Source organism: Vibrio mediterranei (assembly GCF_013364395.1).
Taxonomy (GTDB): domain Bacteria; phylum Pseudomonadota; class Gammaproteobacteria; order Enterobacterales; family Vibrionaceae; genus Vibrio; species Vibrio mediterranei.
This window is the reverse complement of record NZ_JABXGK010000008.1, coordinates 265,584-283,647: the sequence shown is the minus strand read 5'-3', so window position 1 is coordinate 283,647 and position 18,064 is coordinate 265,584. Positions and strand designations below refer to the sequence as shown.

16 protein-coding genes are annotated in these 18,064 nt (G+C 44.0%); 4 read left to right on the top strand and 12 right to left on the bottom strand.

Annotated features, from left to right (window positions below; genetic code table 11):
- Positions 1–47: 47 nt before the first annotated feature.
- The 4 genes from norW to HOP38_RS18280 form a co-directional block, all read right to left on the bottom strand.
- Positions 48–1,190 carry an NADH:flavorubredoxin reductase NorW gene (gene norW, locus HOP38_RS18295; RefSeq protein ID WP_124941747.1) on the bottom strand — a complete coding sequence of 381 codons (1,143 nt, stop codon included), beginning with the start codon at positions 1,188–1,190 and terminating at the stop codon, positions 48–50.
- Entirely contained in the window at positions 1,187–2,644 is a 1,458-nt protein-coding gene (gene norV, locus HOP38_RS18290) for an anaerobic nitric oxide reductase flavorubredoxin (protein WP_198558639.1), read from the bottom strand. Before norV ends, norW begins: the two co-directional genes overlap by 4 nt.
- A gap of 283 nt (positions 2,645–2,927) precedes the next feature.
- The gene (locus HOP38_RS18285) at positions 2,928–3,266 is read right to left on the bottom strand and encodes a TehB family protein (protein ID WP_006069303.1); all 339 of its coding nucleotides are present in this window, start codon (positions 3,264–3,266) and stop codon (positions 2,928–2,930) included.
- A 29-nt stretch (positions 3,267–3,295) separates the two neighbouring features.
- Positions 3,296–3,442 (bottom strand): hypothetical protein, encoded by a 147-nt coding sequence (locus HOP38_RS18280; RefSeq protein ID WP_164491498.1) that lies wholly within the window; start codon positions 3,440–3,442, stop codon positions 3,296–3,298.
- A 250-nt stretch (positions 3,443–3,692) separates the two neighbouring features.
- Between HOP38_RS18280 and norR the strand changes: the two genes are divergently transcribed.
- On the top strand, positions 3,693–5,246 hold the full coding sequence (gene norR, locus HOP38_RS18275; protein ID WP_198558638.1) for a nitric oxide reductase transcriptional regulator NorR: 1,554 nt from the start codon (positions 3,693–3,695) through the stop codon (positions 5,244–5,246).
- A gap of 211 nt (positions 5,247–5,457) precedes the next feature.
- On the top strand, positions 5,458–6,942 hold the full coding sequence (locus tag HOP38_RS18270; RefSeq protein WP_198558637.1) for a peptide MFS transporter: 1,485 nt from the start codon (positions 5,458–5,460) through the stop codon (positions 6,940–6,942).
- A gap of 1 nt (position 6,943) precedes the next feature.
- Here HOP38_RS18270 and HOP38_RS18265 read toward each other — a convergent pair whose 3' ends face one another.
- The 6 genes from HOP38_RS18265 to yjjG all read right to left on the bottom strand — a co-directional run bounded on the left by HOP38_RS18265 (position 6,944) and on the right by yjjG (position 14,613).
- A complete protein-coding gene (locus HOP38_RS18265; RefSeq protein ID WP_240645452.1) occupies positions 6,944–8,983 on the bottom strand; it encodes a sensor domain-containing protein in 2,040 nt (679 codons plus the stop codon).
- A gap of 145 nt (positions 8,984–9,128) precedes the next feature.
- Positions 9,129–11,285, bottom strand: a complete 2,157-nt coding sequence (locus HOP38_RS18260; protein ID WP_198558636.1) for a cytochrome c — start codon at positions 11,283–11,285, stop codon at positions 9,129–9,131.
- Positions 11,282–11,893 carry a cbb3-type cytochrome c oxidase subunit II gene (locus HOP38_RS18255; RefSeq protein ID WP_006069308.1) on the bottom strand — a complete coding sequence of 204 codons (612 nt, stop codon included), beginning with the start codon at positions 11,891–11,893 and terminating at the stop codon, positions 11,282–11,284. The genes HOP38_RS18260 and HOP38_RS18255 overlap by 4 nt, the downstream gene beginning before the upstream one ends.
- Before the next feature lies 1 nt (position 11,894).
- A complete protein-coding gene (gene ccoN, locus HOP38_RS18250) occupies positions 11,895–13,304 on the bottom strand; it encodes a cytochrome-c oxidase, cbb3-type subunit I (RefSeq protein ID WP_198558635.1) in 1,410 nt (469 codons plus the stop codon).
- Positions 13,305–13,315: 11 nt separating this feature from the next.
- Positions 13,316–13,660 carry a c-type cytochrome gene (locus HOP38_RS18245; protein WP_006069310.1) on the bottom strand — a complete coding sequence of 115 codons (345 nt, stop codon included), beginning with the start codon at positions 13,658–13,660 and terminating at the stop codon, positions 13,316–13,318.
- A 278-nt stretch (positions 13,661–13,938) separates the two neighbouring features.
- Positions 13,939–14,613 (bottom strand): pyrimidine 5'-nucleotidase, encoded by a 675-nt coding sequence (gene yjjG / locus HOP38_RS18240; protein ID WP_006069311.1) that lies wholly within the window; start codon positions 14,611–14,613, stop codon positions 13,939–13,941.
- Between the two features lie 193 nt (positions 14,614–14,806).
- Here yjjG and HOP38_RS18235 point away from each other — a divergent pair, with 193 nt between their 5' ends.
- Entirely contained in the window at positions 14,807–14,986 is a 180-nt protein-coding gene (locus HOP38_RS18235) for a hypothetical protein (RefSeq protein ID WP_081411508.1), read from the top strand.
- Between the two features lie 13 nt (positions 14,987–14,999).
- Entirely contained in the window at positions 15,000–16,208 is a 1,209-nt protein-coding gene (locus HOP38_RS18230; protein WP_006069312.1) for an MFS transporter, read from the top strand.
- A gap of 143 nt (positions 16,209–16,351) precedes the next feature.
- On the opposite strand, the gene pstB is transcribed toward HOP38_RS18230, so the two are convergent.
- The gene (gene pstB / locus HOP38_RS18225; RefSeq protein ID WP_006069313.1) at positions 16,352–17,101 is read right to left on the bottom strand and encodes a phosphate ABC transporter ATP-binding protein PstB; all 750 of its coding nucleotides are present in this window, start codon (positions 17,099–17,101) and stop codon (positions 16,352–16,354) included.
- Between the two features lie 99 nt (positions 17,102–17,200).
- Positions 17,201–18,064: a phosphate ABC transporter permease PstA gene (pstA, locus tag HOP38_RS18220; protein WP_006069314.1), complete on the bottom strand. Its 864-nt coding sequence runs from the start codon at positions 18,062–18,064 to the stop codon at positions 17,201–17,203.

Below are 18,064 nucleotides of genomic sequence, written 5' to 3'. Positions count from 1 at the left end.
CAAAGACTGGGGTGAGTGTTGTTTTCTCTTAACAGCGGTCGTGAGTATTAGACCAACTCCCTTAATAATTTGAACGACTCAGGCGCTCGGCCTCGTGTCGCGATAAAACCTATCATGTCATCGTTGTCATTAAATGCGGTAGCTAAAATACCATTAGTACTAGCGTCGTAGTTCCAGCGAGTAACCTGTTTATCATGGACAACGCCAGCAAACTGAATTGGGTAGTTTGGCGTTTTTACCTTAGTCAGCATAGTTGGTAATGTCAGCTTTGTGGCGTCTCCCGTCAACGTTTTAGCAAGAGCACTCGCACTCATCACGATAGGTTGTAAAAACGCCCTTACTTCTCCTTGAATTTCAGCACAGTCACCTAGGGCGAAAATATTGGCAGTGGAAGTACAGAGGTAATCGTCAACGATAATACCCTTGTTCACTTCCAGTCCCATGTTTTTCGCTAATACCGTGTTGGCCCGAAGACCAGCACACACGAGTATTTCATCAACCATCAACTCTTGACCTTGATTCAAAGTAACAAGTTTTGCTTCTGGACCTTCATCAATATGAGTCACAAACGCATCGGTGATAACCTTAATGCTTTCTTGTTGCAATGCCTGCTTGAGTTTCAATTCGATGTAGTCAGGTAATTGGTTCTGCATTAATCTTGTAGCAGGTTCAACTAAGAAAACCTGCTTTCCAACACTCGCAAGATCCAGTGCCACTTCCACGCCAATTAACCCACCACCCAGTACTAATACACGAGATGCGTTTCGCCAACGTGTTTGATTTTTCTCATAGTCAATTAACGAATTATGAGTAAGGAAATCTTGGGATGCAGAGCCTTTAAAGACTGGAATAAAGGGACTCGCTCCCGTCGCTAAGACCAGTTTTGCAAAGCCTAGCGTTTCACCCTCCACTTCAAGAGTCTGCAGCTGAGGGTCTACATGCTCGACCCAAGTGTTGGTATATAGCGCAATACCATATTCTTGTGCGAACGGTGCTGCCCGCTTAGTGATGACCTGTTCAGCGGTTTGCATTTTGGTGAATACATGACTTAAATCTGGCTTGTTATAGTCATGTCCATCATCACCCGTCACTACAGCCACTGAGACTGAGTTGTCGATACGCCGCAATGACTTAACCAATTGATAGGCAGCAAAACCGCTCCCTACAATGACAATGTCGAACTGCTTCATGCCACGCCCTCTTTAATGTGAGGCGCAAATACGTCTTTCCCTAGGTTACATTCTGGACACAAGAAATAGTCAGGCACATCGTCCCAAGCCGTCCCTGGTTCAACACCTTGATTCGGTTCTCCTTGAATTGGGTCATATATCCAATTACACACCGTACAGATCATGCACTGGCAATCGGAATCATGGGATAACTCGGACGTAGCTTTACCCTCATCGCTCGACGCCGTATTGAATTCAATAGGAGTGACATTGAGATCGCTCAATGCCCACTGCTTGGCGACATTTTGCCCATAGGCTTTGCACTCTCTCATTGCTTTGCCATCGGGACGCCATTTAGTTTTAATACTCTCGGTTGTTTCAAAGCCTGCGTCTGTCAAGCGTGTATGAATACGGTCAACAGCACCACCGTTCCAACCATAGCTACCAAACGCAGCTGCTTTCTTTTCTTTGAACCTTAAACCTGTTATCTCTTCTAGCATGCCCGCAATTTTCGGCATCATCACATTATTCATGGTCGACGATCCTACGAGTACACCTTTCGAACGGAACACATTCGCCAGTATTTCATTCTTGTCTTGGCGCGAGACATTGAAGACTTTCACTGCGACGCCTGGATCCACATCGTGAATGCCTTGTGCGATGGCATCAGCCATCATTCGAGTGTTATTCGACATGGTGTCGTAGAAGATAGTGATGCGATCTTCTTGGTAGTTATCCGCCCATTGCAAATACTTCTCGATAATTTGAACAGGATTATCACGCCAGACGATACCGTGAGAGGTCGCAATCATCTCCACAGGAAGGTTAAAACTCAGCACTTCTTTGATTTTCGCCGTAACTAATGCGCTGAATGGCGTTAGGATATTTGAGTAGTAACGAAGGCACTGCTCAAACAGTTCCGCTTGGTCCACTTCATCATTGAATAGGCGTTCATCACAATAATGCTGACCAAACGCATCATTACTAAACAGCACCGCATCTCCGGTTAAATACGTCATCATACTGTCCGGCCAATGCAACATTGGCGCTTCGACAAAGACAAGTTGTTTGCCATTGCCAATATCAATAGTGTCTCCTGTCTTGACCGTTTTAAAGTTCCACTCAGGGTGATGATGGTGACCTACAATAGAGTCTATGGCGGCTTCTGTGCAGTAAATTGGCGTATTAGGGATTTTTTCCATCAACGCTGCAAGGGCACCGGAGTGATCTTCCTCTGCATGATTGATAACGATGAAGTCGATAGAATGCAAGTCGATCTCCATCTCTAAGTTTTGTAAAAACTGATAACTGAATCTATGGTCAACAGTGTCAATCAATACTGTCTTTTCTTCACGAATAAGGTAACTGTTGTAGCTCGTCCCTTTTGTCATTTTGTATTCTGTACCATGGAAGTCTTGAACTTCCCAATCGCGTTGTCCTACCCAATGAATATTGTTTTTTACGTGAATTGTCATGTTACTACCTTATACATAATCAACGTGGCATTTAATCTATCTCTTCTATTGCATTGAGCGTGCCAACCTCTCATATAAACATATCTCATTGTATTTAAAGAATATTAATTCTACCTGGCATGTAAATATTATCTTTATGACAATGCCTCATAATAATCATTAAGACTAAAAATTGTTTATATGACAAAACACAAGATAGAAAAAAGGCTCCTGTATGAGGAGCCAAGATGGCCTGGAGGCCTAATTCATTGATTTTTCGATCATCGTGTTTAGTGCATGATGATTACGACTTAGCGTGGAACATTTTTTGGCCTTGCTTATCACTCTCAGACCAGAAATTAATATTAAACTGAGCATCGTCACTTATTTCGATGCGATGCCAGTATTGTGGGGGGCTGGTAGCAAATTGTCCTGCATGAATGACAACTTTTGTTTCTGGCTCTACCGCATTTTCATCCGCAAACCCATAGTAGGTGACTGTACCTTCCATAACACATAACTGTCCAAACACACCCTTTGCAGTATTGTGATGGGTGAGTAACGCCTGTGGCACAGTGTCTGAGGTGAAAAATGGAGTAGAACGTTGAATGGTCCAATGTGAAGGAATTCTTAAATGGCTCATGGAAGTCTCCAATACTTTTATCAGTAAAATTAGAATGTTAGAAAACGTGATAGCAGTGTAGCTAGCCACGACGATGTTCGGTTTGAAACAGCTCTTGGTGTGACTTCAAGGCTGGTAATTTGATACCACTCTGCATTCGCCTCTTGCAAAGGACTGTCTAAGTGTAATTGTGTCATAACGACCTCACCTCTACGCTTAAATAATAATGATTATCTTTACTAATATTAAGCATATCGCGTGCCATGGAGACAGAAACAAGCACTATTTTTGCTAACTACCTGAATACATTTATGAATAAGGCTTATCAGATAACTAAACACTCATCTTTCATATCTTACTTTGTTTATTTGATAATACTTAAACTTGGTCATTATGATAAATAATTTGTTATAGTGACAAAATTAGCACTGGTAATGGAGCTTCGTTATGAGCCAATTTCGTTCGGCATGGTTGCAGATTGCCCTAGACATCACATCCGGTATTTCAGAACAAGATCGCTTTGATCGTTTACTTTCCACCATTCGCCAAGTTCTTCAGTGTGACGCAGCGGCACTACTCAAGTTTGATGGTAAGTCTTTTGTTCCCTTGGCTACTGATGGACTGAGTGCGGATGTATTAGGCCGCCGTTTTGAAATAGACAATCATCCTCGATTTGAAGCAATTGCGAGAGCAGGAGACATTGTTCGTTTCCCTGCAAACAGTGATCTCGCCGATCCCTATGATGGACTTATCCCAAACCATGAAGGCAATCTAGAAGTTCATTCTTGTGTCGGTCTCCCACTTTTACTACAAGATAATCTCATCGGGGCGATCACCATTGATGCTTTCAATCCAACTCAATTTGATACGACCGCAGACAAAGATCTTAGGATACTAAGTGCCTTAGCTGCCAACAGTCTTCATACCGCTTTGTTAGTAGAAAAGCTCGAGCGTTCTGGAGGAATTTCAGAGTCCTCCAGCTCTACTAAACTGGCCCGTCAGGATGCAGCAGATATTATTGGTCAGTCACGACCTATGGGTGCATTAAAACAAGAGATTTCAGCGGTTGCGGATACCGATCTGTCGGTATTGATTATTGGAGAAACAGGAACAGGTAAGGAGTTGGTGGCACAGTCTATCTATTCACAATCCTCTCGCAAGGACGAAGCTTTGGTTTATCTCAACTGTGCTGCACTGCCAGAGTCCGTCGCAGAAAGTGAGCTATTTGGGCACATCAAAGGCTCATTTACCGGCGCTATCAGCAATCGCAAGGGCAAGTTTGAATTGGCTAACAAGGGAACGTTGTTTTTGGATGAAATTGGTGAGTTGTCTCTCGGATTGCAAGCGAAGCTATTACGAGCGTTGCAATACGGGGATATTCAAAGAGTCGGCGACGATCGAAATATCAAAGTAGATGTCAGAATCATTGCCGCTACTAACCGTGTCATGCACGAAGAAGTGAAAGCAGGCCGCTTTCGAGCAGACCTTTACCATCGACTCAGCGTTTTCCCTATCTTTGTCCCTCCACTGAAAGAGCGCGAGGGGGATATTGTTTTATTATCTGGTTTTTTCGCCGAGCGATGCCAACACAAGCTAAAGGTATCTAGCATCAGTCTAAGCGATGGGGCAATTTCCAAATTACAGGCGTACGACTGGCCAGGGAATGTGCGGGAACTTGAACATGCTATTAACCGAGGCGCTGTCATTGCTAAAGCACAAAGTACCTCGTCGCATGTTTCTATATTAGCGCAACACATCACACTAGATGTTCAATCAGAGCAACACCAGCGTGAGAAGGAGCCGAACTTCTCTTCTTCTGGCCATACAACACGTACTTTGAGCACATCCGCCTCGCTCAAAGATGCTGTCGATGAGTTCCAAACTCAATATGTCCAAAAGGCCTTTTTGGATAATAATCAGAATCTAAGTGCCACGGCAAAACAATTAAGCGTTAACCCGGGAAATCTGCATCGTTTAATGAAGCGTCTTAATCTGAAATAGACTCAATTTATAGGCATCATCAAGGGCATCATCGTATGCCCTTTTCTTTTGCCTACAAGATATTCGATAACAATTTCTCACCCGAACGATTAGAAAATGTCGTGTGTAAAAGCCACACAATAGGAGTAGAGATCAACATGTAACAAATTTTGTCTGTTAACATTTATCTGGATATTTAAACCACTTCCTAATAAATACTAAGGATAAAATTATGTGGAATAAACTAAACAAATCCATGATGTTCTGCCAAATGATGTTTGGCCTTTCATTTTATGGGGTGATGGTCATTCTCACGAGGTTTTTTCTAGAAAATCTCGATTACAGTGAAGCGGACACTATGATGGTGGTGGGTGCGTTTTCATCAATCGGTCCTCTATTCGCTATCGCAGGTGGCTTTATTGCCGACAAATTCTTAGGCGCGTACCGCTCATTGACGATTGCTTATTTCGGATTTACCTGTGGTTACGTGTTGCTTGTCATTGGTGCATCTACTGTTAACATCCCTTTAAGTCTAGCTGGTATTGCTTTAGCGAGTTATGGACGTGGCTTAATGTCCCCTTCTTATCCTAGCCTTTACAAGCGTACGTTCAAAAGCCAAGAAGACTTTGAAAACGGATACCCAGTTAACTACTCAGTAAACAACATCGGTGCTTTACTAGGCCAATACCTATTCCCAATGTTCGTGCTCGTTATTGGTTTTTATGGCAGTTTCATGCTTTCTGGTATCTTGGCGTTCGCGGCGCTATTCACGTTGATGACGTTCCGTAAACAACTTCAGGGCGTCGGTGCAGATATCGACCAAGCATCTGTCTCTAACGCAAACTGGATTAAATTCGGTATTACTTCTATCGCCATGGTTGGAATGGTGTTCTTTATGTTCTCTAATATGGACATCGGCAAGAACATTGTTTACGCCATTGGTTTGGCGGCAATCGGCTATTTTATTTCTCTGATGTTCAAAGCAGAAAAAGCGGACGCGCTGCGTATGGGCACTATTTTAATCGTAACGGTTCTGACTACTGCATTCTTTGTCTACTATGGCCAAATGATGACATCGATGACCATGGTAACCATCAATACTATGCGTGGTGACCTGTTCGGTATCATTCCAATCGCACCAGAAGCATCAATGTCAATGAACCCATTATGGTGTATTGTTGCAGGCCCAGTGATAGCAGCAACCTTCTCAAGCTTAGAGAAGCGTAACATCCACTTCACTACAGCAACCAAAATTGGTTTCTCTTTCATTCTGACTGCCATTGCGTTTGGTATTCTGGCGCTAGCCGTGAAAAACATCGGCGAGAGCGTCATCATTCGACCTGAAATTTTCTTAGTTATCCACTTCTTCCAAGCCTTTGCAGAGGTGATTGTCGGTTCACTGGTTGTGGCATTTATTCTGTCTGTAGCACCGAAACATATTGAGAACTTCTCCGTGAGTTTATTCTCAGTGGCGATTGCACTATCTGGGATTGTGGGCGCAGTGTTCTCGACCTCTATCGCAGCGGAAAAAGGCCAAGAAATCACTCAAGAGTTTGTTAAGACAGTATATGGCGACTACTTCTCACTACTTACTATACTTGCGATAGTAATGGTAGCAGTAGCCTTCACTGCATCCATTGCTATTCGTAAGATGCTAGCAGCTGCTGATAAGCATCAGCCTCAAAACGAAGCCGAACTTACCGAAGCTGAAAGCTAAATCAAACAAAAAGCATAGCTAATTGGTCAGCGGTTACTGGTTTACTAAACACGTAGCCCTGACCATATTCACAACCATGAGAGCGCAAGTATTCAACTTGGTCCCCATTCTCAACACCTTCTGCCACGATTTTTAGAGAAAGCGTTTCCCCCATGACAATGATCGCCTGCACAATAGCGTTGCTGTCATTTTCATCAGGAACATCGCAAATAAACGAACGGTCGATCTTTAGTTTGCTGATCGGTAATCCTTTTAAATACGACAACGACGAATACCCGGTTCCAAAATCATCAAGCGAAATCTCAATCCCCAATTCTCTGATTTGGTTCAGAGTATCAACCGCAAGTTGATGATCAATAAGTAAAAAGCTTTCAGTGATTTCGATCTCCAATCGTTCAGCTGGAAAGTTGGTGTCTAACAGTTTTTGTTTGAGCTTGGTGACAAAGTTAGGATGTTGCAGCTGTAACCCAGAGACATTAACCGCAATTTTGCCGAACTCGATACCTTGGTCGAGCCAACGGCGTCCTTGTTCACATGCTTCACGAATTACCCAAGCACCAATTCGCTGTATTAGCCCCGTTTTCTCCGCAATAGGGATAAATTGAGCTGGTGCAATCACTCCTAATTCGGGATGATTCCAACGCAACAAAGCCTCTACGCCTATCAACGTGTTATTCGCTAGATCATATTGGGGCTGATAAACAAGAGACAATTGTTGCTTCTCGACTGCATCATGCAGCGCAGACTGCACACGTACATGAAGAACCGAACTGTAAGTTAAGTCTGGAGAATAAAACGCATAGCCATTGCGACCATTTTTCTTCGCTAAATACATGGCAGTGTCCGCGTTTTTGAGTAAGGTTTCGCTGTTTTGACCATCTTGCGGGTACAATGCCACACCAATGCTCCCAGACACTCGTAGCGATTCTTGCGAATCTAACTCAAAAGGACGATTAAACACACCAAGCGTTTCATCGATTGTGTCCAACAACTGCGCTTCACTGTCATAATCAGTCAGAATAATCACAAATTCATCGCCACCAATACGTCCGATGCTTGCTCTATGGTGAAGAACATCCGTCAATCTATCTGCTACTTGCGACAATAATCTATCGCCATACAAGTGCCCCTTACTATCGTTAATGTGCTTGAAGTGGTCCAAATCTAAAAATAGTGTGGCAAATTGCTCGCTATGGCGCTGACCACCTTCAATGCTTTGCTCTAATATACTCGTTAGGTGAGAACGATTCGGTAGATTGGTTAGAGGGTCGAAGAATGCCATTTTGCGCAGTTTTTCTTCATGCGCTTTCTGCTTTGAAATGTCCTCAAACACACAGATGTAATGCAAAAGCGAATTGCCATCGTCATTGATGGTACTAATCGTCGCCATTTGAGGATAAATGCTGCCGTCTTTTTTGCGGTTAATAAACTCGCCTTTCCAAAGACCCGTTTCTGAGAGTTGTTGCCAGAGGTTTTGGTAAAATTTATCGTCATGGTGACCCGATTGTAGGAATCTAGGGTTTTTACCGATCACTTCAATAGCTTGATAGCCCGTGACTTCTGAGAAAGCGCTGTTTACATCCAAAATCTTGCCATTTTGGTCGGTAATCATCATACCTTCTTGAAAGTTATTGAATATTTCTGATGTGATCGACAGTCTGACTTCGACTTGTTTACGACGGGTGACGTTTCTCGTCATACCTATGACACCAATTAGCTCGCCATCTGGTTGCTGAATTGGTGACTTGATGGTTTCTAGCCAGACATCATGACCATATGCGTCACGACTGGCGCACTCTTCCACCGTCTCTTGGGCACCAGAGTCTATGACTCTATCATCGGCTTTTTGGTAGTGCTCTGAGCGACTTTTCGAGAAGAGCTCAAAGTCAGTCTTACCAAAAATCTCCGAACGAGGAAGGTTCCATGCGGATTCTACGCTTTTGTTGACGGCGATGTACTTCCTATCCGAATCCTTCACCCACACATGATCGTCTAAAGCATCAATAAATTGTTGTAGGGATGGGATTTGTTTTGAAGACATGATGATATAACTCGAACCAAACGTGATGAAGTCGCCACCTAGATGACGTTTCAACACATCGTACTAAATACTGAACAAGTTTTATAGCAAACCGCTGTTTAATTAACCAAAATGTGCAGGCGATATATAAATCCAAATGCACATCTTAGTTTACATTGATGTTACCATCACGCTCATCATACATATCTGGGGTGACATGAAGACCGCCCGAATATCCGGCTTTTTCCAGCATTTCACGCACTTCTTTCACATCATTTGCAGTAACAACGTCTTCTCTAGCGCCTAAATATGACCTCACGAAGGTGATCAATTCTGCTAATCGTGTATCCGATAATACGTCCTCGAAACTTGCCATAGGCATAAAGTTTCTGTCCTTATCAATGTACGTTGGCTGAAGTCCGCGAATCGTTACTGCAATCGTGTTGAATGGATCACTGTGCATAATGATGCCGTTGTTAAATAGCGTTGGAGCAATAGGATCACGCCCCTTACCATCTTCCCCATGACATGCTCCACATGTTTGGTTGTAAGTGGTATAGATCTCCGCAGCGTAGGCCGCCTCATCAAAGCCCGTTGGTTGTAACTGCACCGCATTCTCATCAATGAAATTGTTAGTGTCGCCGCTCAACAGATAGTAAGACATGGACTCAATGTCTTCGCGAGTCATAAGACTCAGACTGTTTTTGATCACATCTGCCATACCTGCAAATGCCGTCCCTTTCGAGGAGTGACCGGTATGAAGGAAGTCTGTCAGACTTTGAATATCCCAACCGTCAACGTATAGCTCAGTAGCAGTAATATTTGGAGCATTCCAACCATCGATTAAATTGCCCTGGAAGATCCTGTCGTTTTCAAGCGCTTGAGCGATGTTCCTTGGTGTATGACATTCGGAACAGTGTCCTAATCCCGCCACCCAGTATTTGCCAAGCTGCCATTTATCTACATCATCTACTTTATCTTTAAGCTCATCAGGTACTTGGTAGTCAATTGGCGTTCTATCCGCAAATACAATGTCCCAACCAAGTAAACCAAGTCGGATATTTGAAGGAAACATCATCTTATTGGGATCGTTTTTGCGAGCAACCGACGCAATGGACTGCATGTATTCCCACAGATCGCGCATATCCTGCTCATTAACGTACTGGTAGGAGGTAAATGGCATCGCGGGATACAAGTAGCCATGTTGACCTTTGCCATCGACCAACGCTGCACGGAAGTCTTCGTAGTCGTAACTACCTATGCCTTCTGAAACGTGGGGTGTTATGTTGGTCGAATAAATAGTGCCGAAAGGTGTAACGAATGGCAGACCACCAGCAAACGGTTCTCCCCCTTCAGCACTATGGCAGGCGACGCAATCACCTGCATGTGCGAGATACTCCCCACGCTCCACTGAAGACGCATCTAGCTTGGCAAGTCGAGAATTGTTGTCCAACCGCGCTTTGGTTATGTATGCACCAATAGCCAGAATTTCGTTCTGAGAAAGCTGCTGTCCAAAGGCTGGCATAACATTGTTTAGGCCTGCACGAATGGTGTGCTGAATCTCCTCAATACTGCCACCATGTAACCAGATGTTGTCAGCGAGATCAGGCACGCCTTGTTCTATATTGGGAACACTGCCATCCCCATGACACGAAGCACAATTTTGTATAAACAGCTCTTTCCCTAATTGGACTTTGATTTCAGGCACGTCGGTATGACGTTGATTTAGAGAAGCTAAGTAATACGATATTTTGGAGATTTCATCCGGTCGCAATACATCAATCCACCCTGGCATTGCTCCATTTCGACCTAACTCTATAGAGTGGATAATTGCAGCATCCGATCCACCATACAGCCACTCATTATCGATAAGATTTGGAAAGTGTTTCGCACCTTGCGCATTGTCACGATGGCACGCAGCACAATGAGTCTGAAACAGCATACGTCCGGATTTCACTATATTTGGCTCATTCGCTAAGGCCAATAACGAGTCATCAGTAAGTCCGGAAAACTGCTGCGCTAGTGTGGTATTTGGACTACTCAGTTTATCGTTGGCTTGGTCGTAATCCATTAGCCCTTTCCAACTGCCGACTCCAGGATACAAGATCAGGTAACCAACAGAGATGGTAAATGCAACAAAATACGAAACAAACAACAATTTTGGTGGCGGCGCATCGTTCTCATCAATGCCATCAAAGGTATCTAATACTCTGTCTTTGTCAGCTTTGTGATTGTTGCGCCAGTACTTAACGACCACCAGCACCATTAGGATGAAAAATACAACAGTGCCGACAGCAGCCCAAAGGCTCCAAAAATGACTCATTGTCCATCCTCCTCTGCAGTGTCCACACCCAAACTTTGAAGGTAGTGAATCAGTGCTTCACCTTTTGTTTTTCCTCTCACTTGCAGTCGAGCGTTGGCAATTTCATCATCAGTATAGGGAACACCTAAGAATCTAAGGGTTTCCATTTTCTCTGTGATGTCATCTCCCGTCAGAACCTGTTCGAACAACCAAGGGTAAGCAGGCATAATGGAAGTTGGCACAACTCTACGAGGGTCTATTAGATGTATTAAGTGCCACTGGTCAGAGTATTTTCGCCCGAGATTAGTCAAATCAGGTCCCGTGCGCTTCGAGCCCCATAAGTTGGGAAACTCATAGATGTCATCTGGCTCTTGGTTAGCCCTGCCGTTTCGCTTCATTTCGGGCTCAAGCGGCCTCACCATTTGAGTGTGACAAACATGACATCCTTCGCTGATATAGATATCACGACCAGCCACTTGGATCGCCGTAAGCGGTTTCGCAGTGCTGTTCGCAACAAGCTCCGGTGTTCGCAATAAGTTTGGAAGCACCCATACTAAAATAGAGAACGACGCGACCACTATGGTAGAGACAATTAATATGAAGACTGACTTGGTAAAATCTGCACTCATGTTAAGCCTCCTTTGCGATTAACGACGTTGGCATTTTGACGGTCTTGTATATGTTTACAGCCATGAGCAGCAAACCAAGCACAAACAGCGCACCGCCAAAGAATCGAAGGAATAACCAAGGCGCTTTAAAGTTCATCGCCTGCACAAAGCTGTATACCAATTCACCATTATCGCTTTGTGCTAACCACATATAACCCTCACCTATACCTGCTACCCAAAGCGAAATGGCATAGATAGCGACACCAGCATGAGCAAGCCAGAAGTGCCACTTGATGAGACGCGGCGACCACAATTCTGTTTTCCCCCACAGTCGTGGAATGAAATAATAGAATACCGCTATACCCGACATTCCAACCCATCCAAGAGCCGCTGAGTGAACATGCCCTATAATCCACTCAGTGTTGTGTGCGACCATGTTGAACCAACGAATCGCGAGTAAGGGTCCCTCAAATGTCGCCAAGCAGTAGTAAAGAATGGCAGAGAAGAAGAACAGCATGATGTAGTCAGATTTGAGCTTTTGTTTGTTCTGAAGCAGGGTCATGGCACTGTTAAATGCGCCCCCCCAAGACGGTAACCAGAGGATCAACGACATCACTATACCGATGTTCTGGACCCACACAGGTACAGAAGAGTAGACCAAGTGGTGAGTGCCCGCCCAAGTGTAAAACCCGACCAAGCCCCAGAAATGAATAATCGACAAACGATAAGAGTAAATCGGACGTTCAGACACTTTTGGGATGAAATAGTAGTTCATGCCAATGATGCCGGCAGTCAGCAAGAAACCAACGGCATTATGTCCCCACCACCACTGTACGATGGCATCCTGCGCACCTGCGAAGACAGAATAGGATTTCATTAATGAGGCGGGCATAGCAAGGTTATTGACGATAAATATCATCGCGATAACAATAATGAATGCTGCAAAGAACCAGTTAGCAACGAAGATATGAGAAACTTTCCTTTTCGCTATGGTTCCAAAAAAGAGCACAGCATAAAGCACCCACACTAAAACAATGAGAATATCAATCGGCCACTCGAGCTCCGCATATTCTTTTGAAGTTGTATAACCAAGAGGCAATGAAATCAGTGCAAGCAACAACACTAATTGCCAACCCCAAAAGACCATCCAGGCAAGGCTCTTGTTGAAAATCTCACACTGCCCAGTTCGTTGAACAATGTAGAGCGAGGTCCCCATTAAGATATTGACCACGAAGCCGTAAATAACGCCTGAAGTATGAAGCGGTCTAAGTCGTCCAAACTGGAAATACTCGGAATCAAGGTTAAGCGCAGGCCAATAGAGCTGAGCTGCCAAGATAACGCCAATTGTCATGCCCGCCACAGCCCAAACCAACGAGGCGATGATGAAGTATCGAACAACTTTAGTGCTGTAGTTAGGAGATGTCGTATCCATAGAAGCTCTCCTTATTGTTTAGCATCATCAGAGCCAAGTTGAGAGTAATAATAGGCAATATCGGAGATGTCTTGTTCGCTCAAAGCATCAGCTTGCTGCTGCATAAGGACAGCGAGTCCCCCTGAACGTTCTCTAGTTTGATAACTGCGAAGCGAGGTCATGAGATACCCCATTTTTTGACCCCGAAGATTTGGATAGGATTCAATGCTGGATATGCCATCGGCGCCATGGCAGGTCATACAAACTTTTGCTTTCTGTTCTCCAACTTTGAAGCGTTCATCTGCATGAGTGAAAGGAGAAGCACTGAGTGCTCCGAGAAAACAAAGTAAGGGTATGGAAGAGACATATTTACCCATGACACAATTCCTTATGTGGCCTGTGTGATAAAGCTACTGCGTTACTTCAACTTTATTCGTCTATCTAAAATCTAGCCGATTCAGTACGTTGTTAGTGTTGAATGGCACTCGAGGGTGCCAAGAAACGTTGCTCTAGTAACTTCTACGCCTACTTGTACGGTATGGCGCAATAAATGGGGCAAACTTTAGTTGTCTCTAAAACATAGGAAGGGTAAAGCGGATATTCAAATATTGATAGGGATTAAATCGCCTTCGTAGTTGACGAAGGCGAATGGATTTTAGGCAAACAAGGTGTTTTTCAACTCAGCAAGAGACGTTACTTCGTAATGAGGTGCAATACCTTCTGGTCGCGGATGACCTTGTGTATTTAACCAACAGGTTTCAATACCAAAGTTAAGCCCACCGAGTACATCGGAATCAGGGTTATCACCAACCATCAGTATCTTTGATTTACTCGGGAGGCCCATTAATTGGTGGGCGTGCTGAAAGATACCATGGTCAGGCTTAGCCACACCTACTTCTTCCGAGATAACCACATGCTCGAAGTAGTCACTTAATCCAGTACGCTCAAGACGAATCGCTTGCAATTCCGTAAAACCGTTGGTGATGATGCCAAGTTTGGCTTGACCATTTAATGCATCGAGTAGCTCTTTCGCTCCCGGCAGCAAGGTACAAATATCAGCCATGGCTTCTAAAAATGCACTGTTCATTTCTAGCGGAGTGATACCAAGCTTAGTCGCCCAACCTTCAAAGCGAATATGTTTGAGTTGTTCTGCGGTGATTTTTCCGTCTTGGTAATCAACCCATAATGGTTTATTAACCAACTGATACTCTTCGTAATCATCACGAGAGAAGTTTACGCCAAAACGTTCAAACATTAGTTTCATACCACCAAAAGAATCAAAGTGGAACAAGGTTTCGTCGGCGTCAAACAAGATCCAATCGTACTTCATTTTTTGTTTTCCATTCTATTTACCGCGAGATTATATACCTAACTCAACTCACGGTGCATCTTGAGATTGTCACTCTCCGTGATAGACTTCGAATACATGCATGCTATGCATAGATTAATTCACAAAATGTCATTTGAGTCATTCAAACCAGATCATTACACTTCGCGCTCTTTTTAAACCACTATTGAGCGTCATGTTTTCACAATCCATTTTTGCTCAACTCGTGAGAATGTTGTTGCTATTGGTTATCACCTTAACCGCAGTGCACCACTCTCCTGTATTGCTGGACCTTATTGCAAAACAGGCAGTGCATACTGGGTGCCACCAACAGAATCCAACCGATCCTATGGATCATTCTCATCACCATCATTAGAGCGTAATTATTAATGAGTATTTTTCGTTTTCCCCCATTAGTTTGGTTGGGTATCGGCATCTTGATTGTCAGCTTGGGTATACGACAGTCATTCGGTATTTTCATGATGCCTATTTCCGAGCACTTCGAAACTGGGCGAGAGTTCTTTAGTTTTGCGATCGCATTGCAAAACCTTTTGTTTGGCCTTTTCCAACCCTTTGTCGGGATGGCTGCAGATAAATGGGGTTCAAAACGCATTATTCTAATCGGTGCTATCGCCTATGCATTAGGTCTCTATCTGACCTCAATAACGAATGAAGCCAGCGTTCTTTATCTATCACTAGGTGCGCTTGTTGGTCTAGGTTTGAGCGCGACAAGCTACGTCATCATTCTAGGAGCAGTCGCGAAAGTCGTGCCGGCGGAACACGCCGCAAAAGCATTTGGCTTAACTACAGCGGCCGGATCATTCGGTATGTTTGCCATGATCCCAGGTGCTCAATTAATGTTGGATGACATGGGTTGGCAAGGTGCATTACAAGGTTTTGCTGCGTTGTGCACTCTGATGGTTGCGTTTTCACTATTTATGAAATCCTCACGTCAAAATAACGCAGGTAAAACACCGATTGAAGACAACGAGCTAACGCTAAAACAAGCACTAAAAGAAGCATTTCATCACAAAGGTTATTGGTTAATTCATGCTGGCTTCTTTGTTTGTGGCTTTCATGTGATGTTTATTGCTACGCACTTGCCAAGTTATCTTGCCGATAAGAATCTGCCAGCAAACAGCGCAGCCCTTGCGCTCGCTTACGTCGGTATTTTCAATATCTTTGGTTCGTATTTTTGGGGGCTAATGGGTGACAAGTACAGTAAACGCCATGTTATGTCGATGCTGTATTTATTTAGAACAGTGGTAATTGCTGCTTTCGTTTCACTTCCCGTGACAGAGTACACAGCGGCGTGGTTTGGCGGTGCGATTGGCTTCTGCTGGCTTGGCACAGTACCACTTACTTCAGGTTTAGTTCGTCAGATTTTTGGTGCTCGCTATCTTTCTACTCTTTACGGCTTGGTGTTCTTCACGCACCAAGTGGGAAGCTTTTTAGGTGCATGGGCTGGCGGTCGAATTTACGATTACTATGGTTCTTACGAACCGATTTGGTGGTCGACAGTAGTCCTTGCCTTTGTGGCAGCACTGATTCACTTACCGATAAATGACAAGCCATTACGCGTCGCCGCTACCGCTTAGTTGAATAAAAAAAGCCCCTCTAACAAGAGGGGCAACAGTACCATCGCTTATAGTTATAGTGATATGCCAGTAAATTCGGGTCACTCGCTAATTGTTTGATTCAATGGAATCGCGCGATAACTGGAAATTGTGTTCAAATACGATTAACCGAAGTCGCCATTTACATAACCTTGAGTACGGTCATCCGCTGGGTTTGAGAAAATAATCGGTGTTTCATTATGCTCAACCAGTTCTCCCATTAGGAAAAATGCCGTGCGGTCTGAGATACGACGTGCTTGCTGCATTGAGTGGGTCACGATAACGATGGTGTAGTCTTTCTTAAGCTCTTCCATCAACTCTTCAATTTTATGTGTCGCAATAGGGTCAAGTGCCGACGTTGGTTCATCCATCAGAATGACATCTGGTTCCATTGCAATAGTACGTGCAATACACAGACGTTGCTGCTGACCACCAGATAAACCAAATGCATGTGACTTAAGGCGGTCTTTCACCTCATCCCAAAGTGCGGCACCGCGCAAAGAGCGCTCTACCACCATATCAATGTGCTTCTTATCTTTGATGCCTTGAGCACGCAGACCATACGCCACATTCTCGTAAATACTCATTGGGAATGGGTTTGGTTTCTGGAAAACCATACCGACTTTAATGCGAAGGTCAGCCACATCGATATTGCCATAGATGTCTGTACCATCCATTTCCAGCGAGCCAGTGATTTTCACACCTTCGATCAGATCGTTCATACGGTTTAGACAACGTAGTAACGTTGATTTGCCGCAGCCAGAAGGACCAATCAACGCCGTCACTTGGCGAGTTGGAATCGGTAGGTTGATCGATTTCAGTGCTTGGTTTTCACCGTAGAAAAGGTCTAGGTTTTCAATATTAAATTTGTTCATAGTCTTAATCTCTAAATTCTTTATCGTGCAATGTCGTCATGTTGGGAGTGGCGAGGCTCTTTATGTTCTGGCTTTGCCACTCGACGTCATTAATCTCTGTTAGTACGTTGCTGTATTGAAGCGGCTAGCGATAAGCTTAGTCAGCATATTGATAAGTAGTACAACTACAATCAATACCGTTGCTGTGCCATAAGCTTGATTCCACTCTTCTATTGTGAACAGTTCCGTTGTGAGTTTATAAAGGTGAACCGTTAGTGTACGACCTGAATCCATCAATGAATCAGGAATACGTGCCACCATACCAGCCGTTAGGAACACTGGAGCAGACTCACCAATTACACGACCAATACTAAGAATGACCGAAGTTAAGATACCTGGCATTGCGCTTGGCAAAATAAGGCGCCAGATAGTGTAGATTTTTGAAGAACCAAGAGCGTACGAACCTTCACGATAAGTTTGTGGTACGGCCATCAATGCTTCTTCTGTAGTACGGATAATAACTGGCAGGATCAAGATACTCAGTGTTAATGCACCGGAAAGAATCGAGAAGCCAAAACCAAGAATAACCACAAAGAACGTCATACCAAACAGACCGAAGATAATCGACGGAATGCCAGCCAACGATTCAGTACAGAATCGAATGACCTTCACTAACTTACTGCCAACTTTCGCATACTCCGTTAAGTAGATTGCGGTCATGATGCCTAGCGGTGCAGCTACCGCAATCGAGGCGATAACCATGTAAATGGTTGACACAATCATCGGGAAGATACCGTGCTCATCGCCAGTACGCGTATAGTTATCGGTAATAAAGCTCCAGCTTACGTGTTGAAGACCATTTGAAAGGATGTACCAAATAATCCAGAACAAGAAACCCACGGTAAGTGCAGCAGCGGCCCATACGAATGCATTCAGAACCGCGTCTTTATTTTGGCGCGCTTTTTTTAGTTTAACTGTATCCAT

Coding starts and splice junctions, on each gene's coding strand:
- pstB (WP_006069313.1), bottom strand. CDS start 17,101: ATGAACAAATTTAATATTGAAAACCTAGACCTTTTCTACGGTGAAAAC.
- norR (WP_198558638.1), top strand. CDS start 3,693: ATGAGCCAATTTCGTTCGGCATGGTTGCAGATTGCCCTAGACATCACA.
- HOP38_RS18230 (WP_006069312.1), top strand. CDS start 15,000: ATGAGTATTTTTCGTTTTCCCCCATTAGTTTGGTTGGGTATCGGCATC.
- HOP38_RS18265 (WP_240645452.1), bottom strand. CDS start 8,983: ATGTCTTCAAAACAAATCCCATCCCTACAACAATTTATTGATGCTTTA.
- yjjG (WP_006069311.1), bottom strand. CDS start 14,613: ATGAAGTACGATTGGATCTTGTTTGACGCCGACGAAACCTTGTTCCAC.
- HOP38_RS18255 (WP_006069308.1), bottom strand. CDS start 11,893: ATGAGTGCAGATTTTACCAAGTCAGTCTTCATATTAATTGTCTCTACC.
- norW (WP_124941747.1), bottom strand. CDS start 1,190: ATGAAGCAGTTCGACATTGTCATTGTAGGGAGCGGTTTTGCTGCCTAT.
- HOP38_RS18235 (WP_081411508.1), top strand. CDS start 14,807: ATGTTTTCACAATCCATTTTTGCTCAACTCGTGAGAATGTTGTTGCTA.
- ccoN (WP_198558635.1), bottom strand. CDS start 13,304: ATGGATACGACATCTCCTAACTACAGCACTAAAGTTGTTCGATACTTC.
- HOP38_RS18280 (WP_164491498.1), bottom strand. CDS start 3,442: ATGACACAATTACACTTAGACAGTCCTTTGCAAGAGGCGAATGCAGAG.
- pstA (WP_006069314.1), bottom strand. CDS start 18,064: ATGGATACAGTTAAACTAAAAAAAGCGCGCCAAAATAAAGACGCGGTT.
- HOP38_RS18285 (WP_006069303.1), bottom strand. CDS start 3,266: ATGAGCCATTTAAGAATTCCTTCACATTGGACCATTCAACGTTCTACT.
- HOP38_RS18245 (WP_006069310.1), bottom strand. CDS start 13,660: ATGGGTAAATATGTCTCTTCCATACCCTTACTTTGTTTTCTCGGAGCA.
- norV (WP_198558639.1), bottom strand. CDS start 2,644: ATGACAATTCACGTAAAAAACAATATTCATTGGGTAGGACAACGCGAT.
- HOP38_RS18260 (WP_198558636.1), bottom strand. CDS start 11,285: ATGAGTCATTTTTGGAGCCTTTGGGCTGCTGTCGGCACTGTTGTATTT.
- HOP38_RS18270 (WP_198558637.1), top strand. CDS start 5,458: ATGTGGAATAAACTAAACAAATCCATGATGTTCTGCCAAATGATGTTT.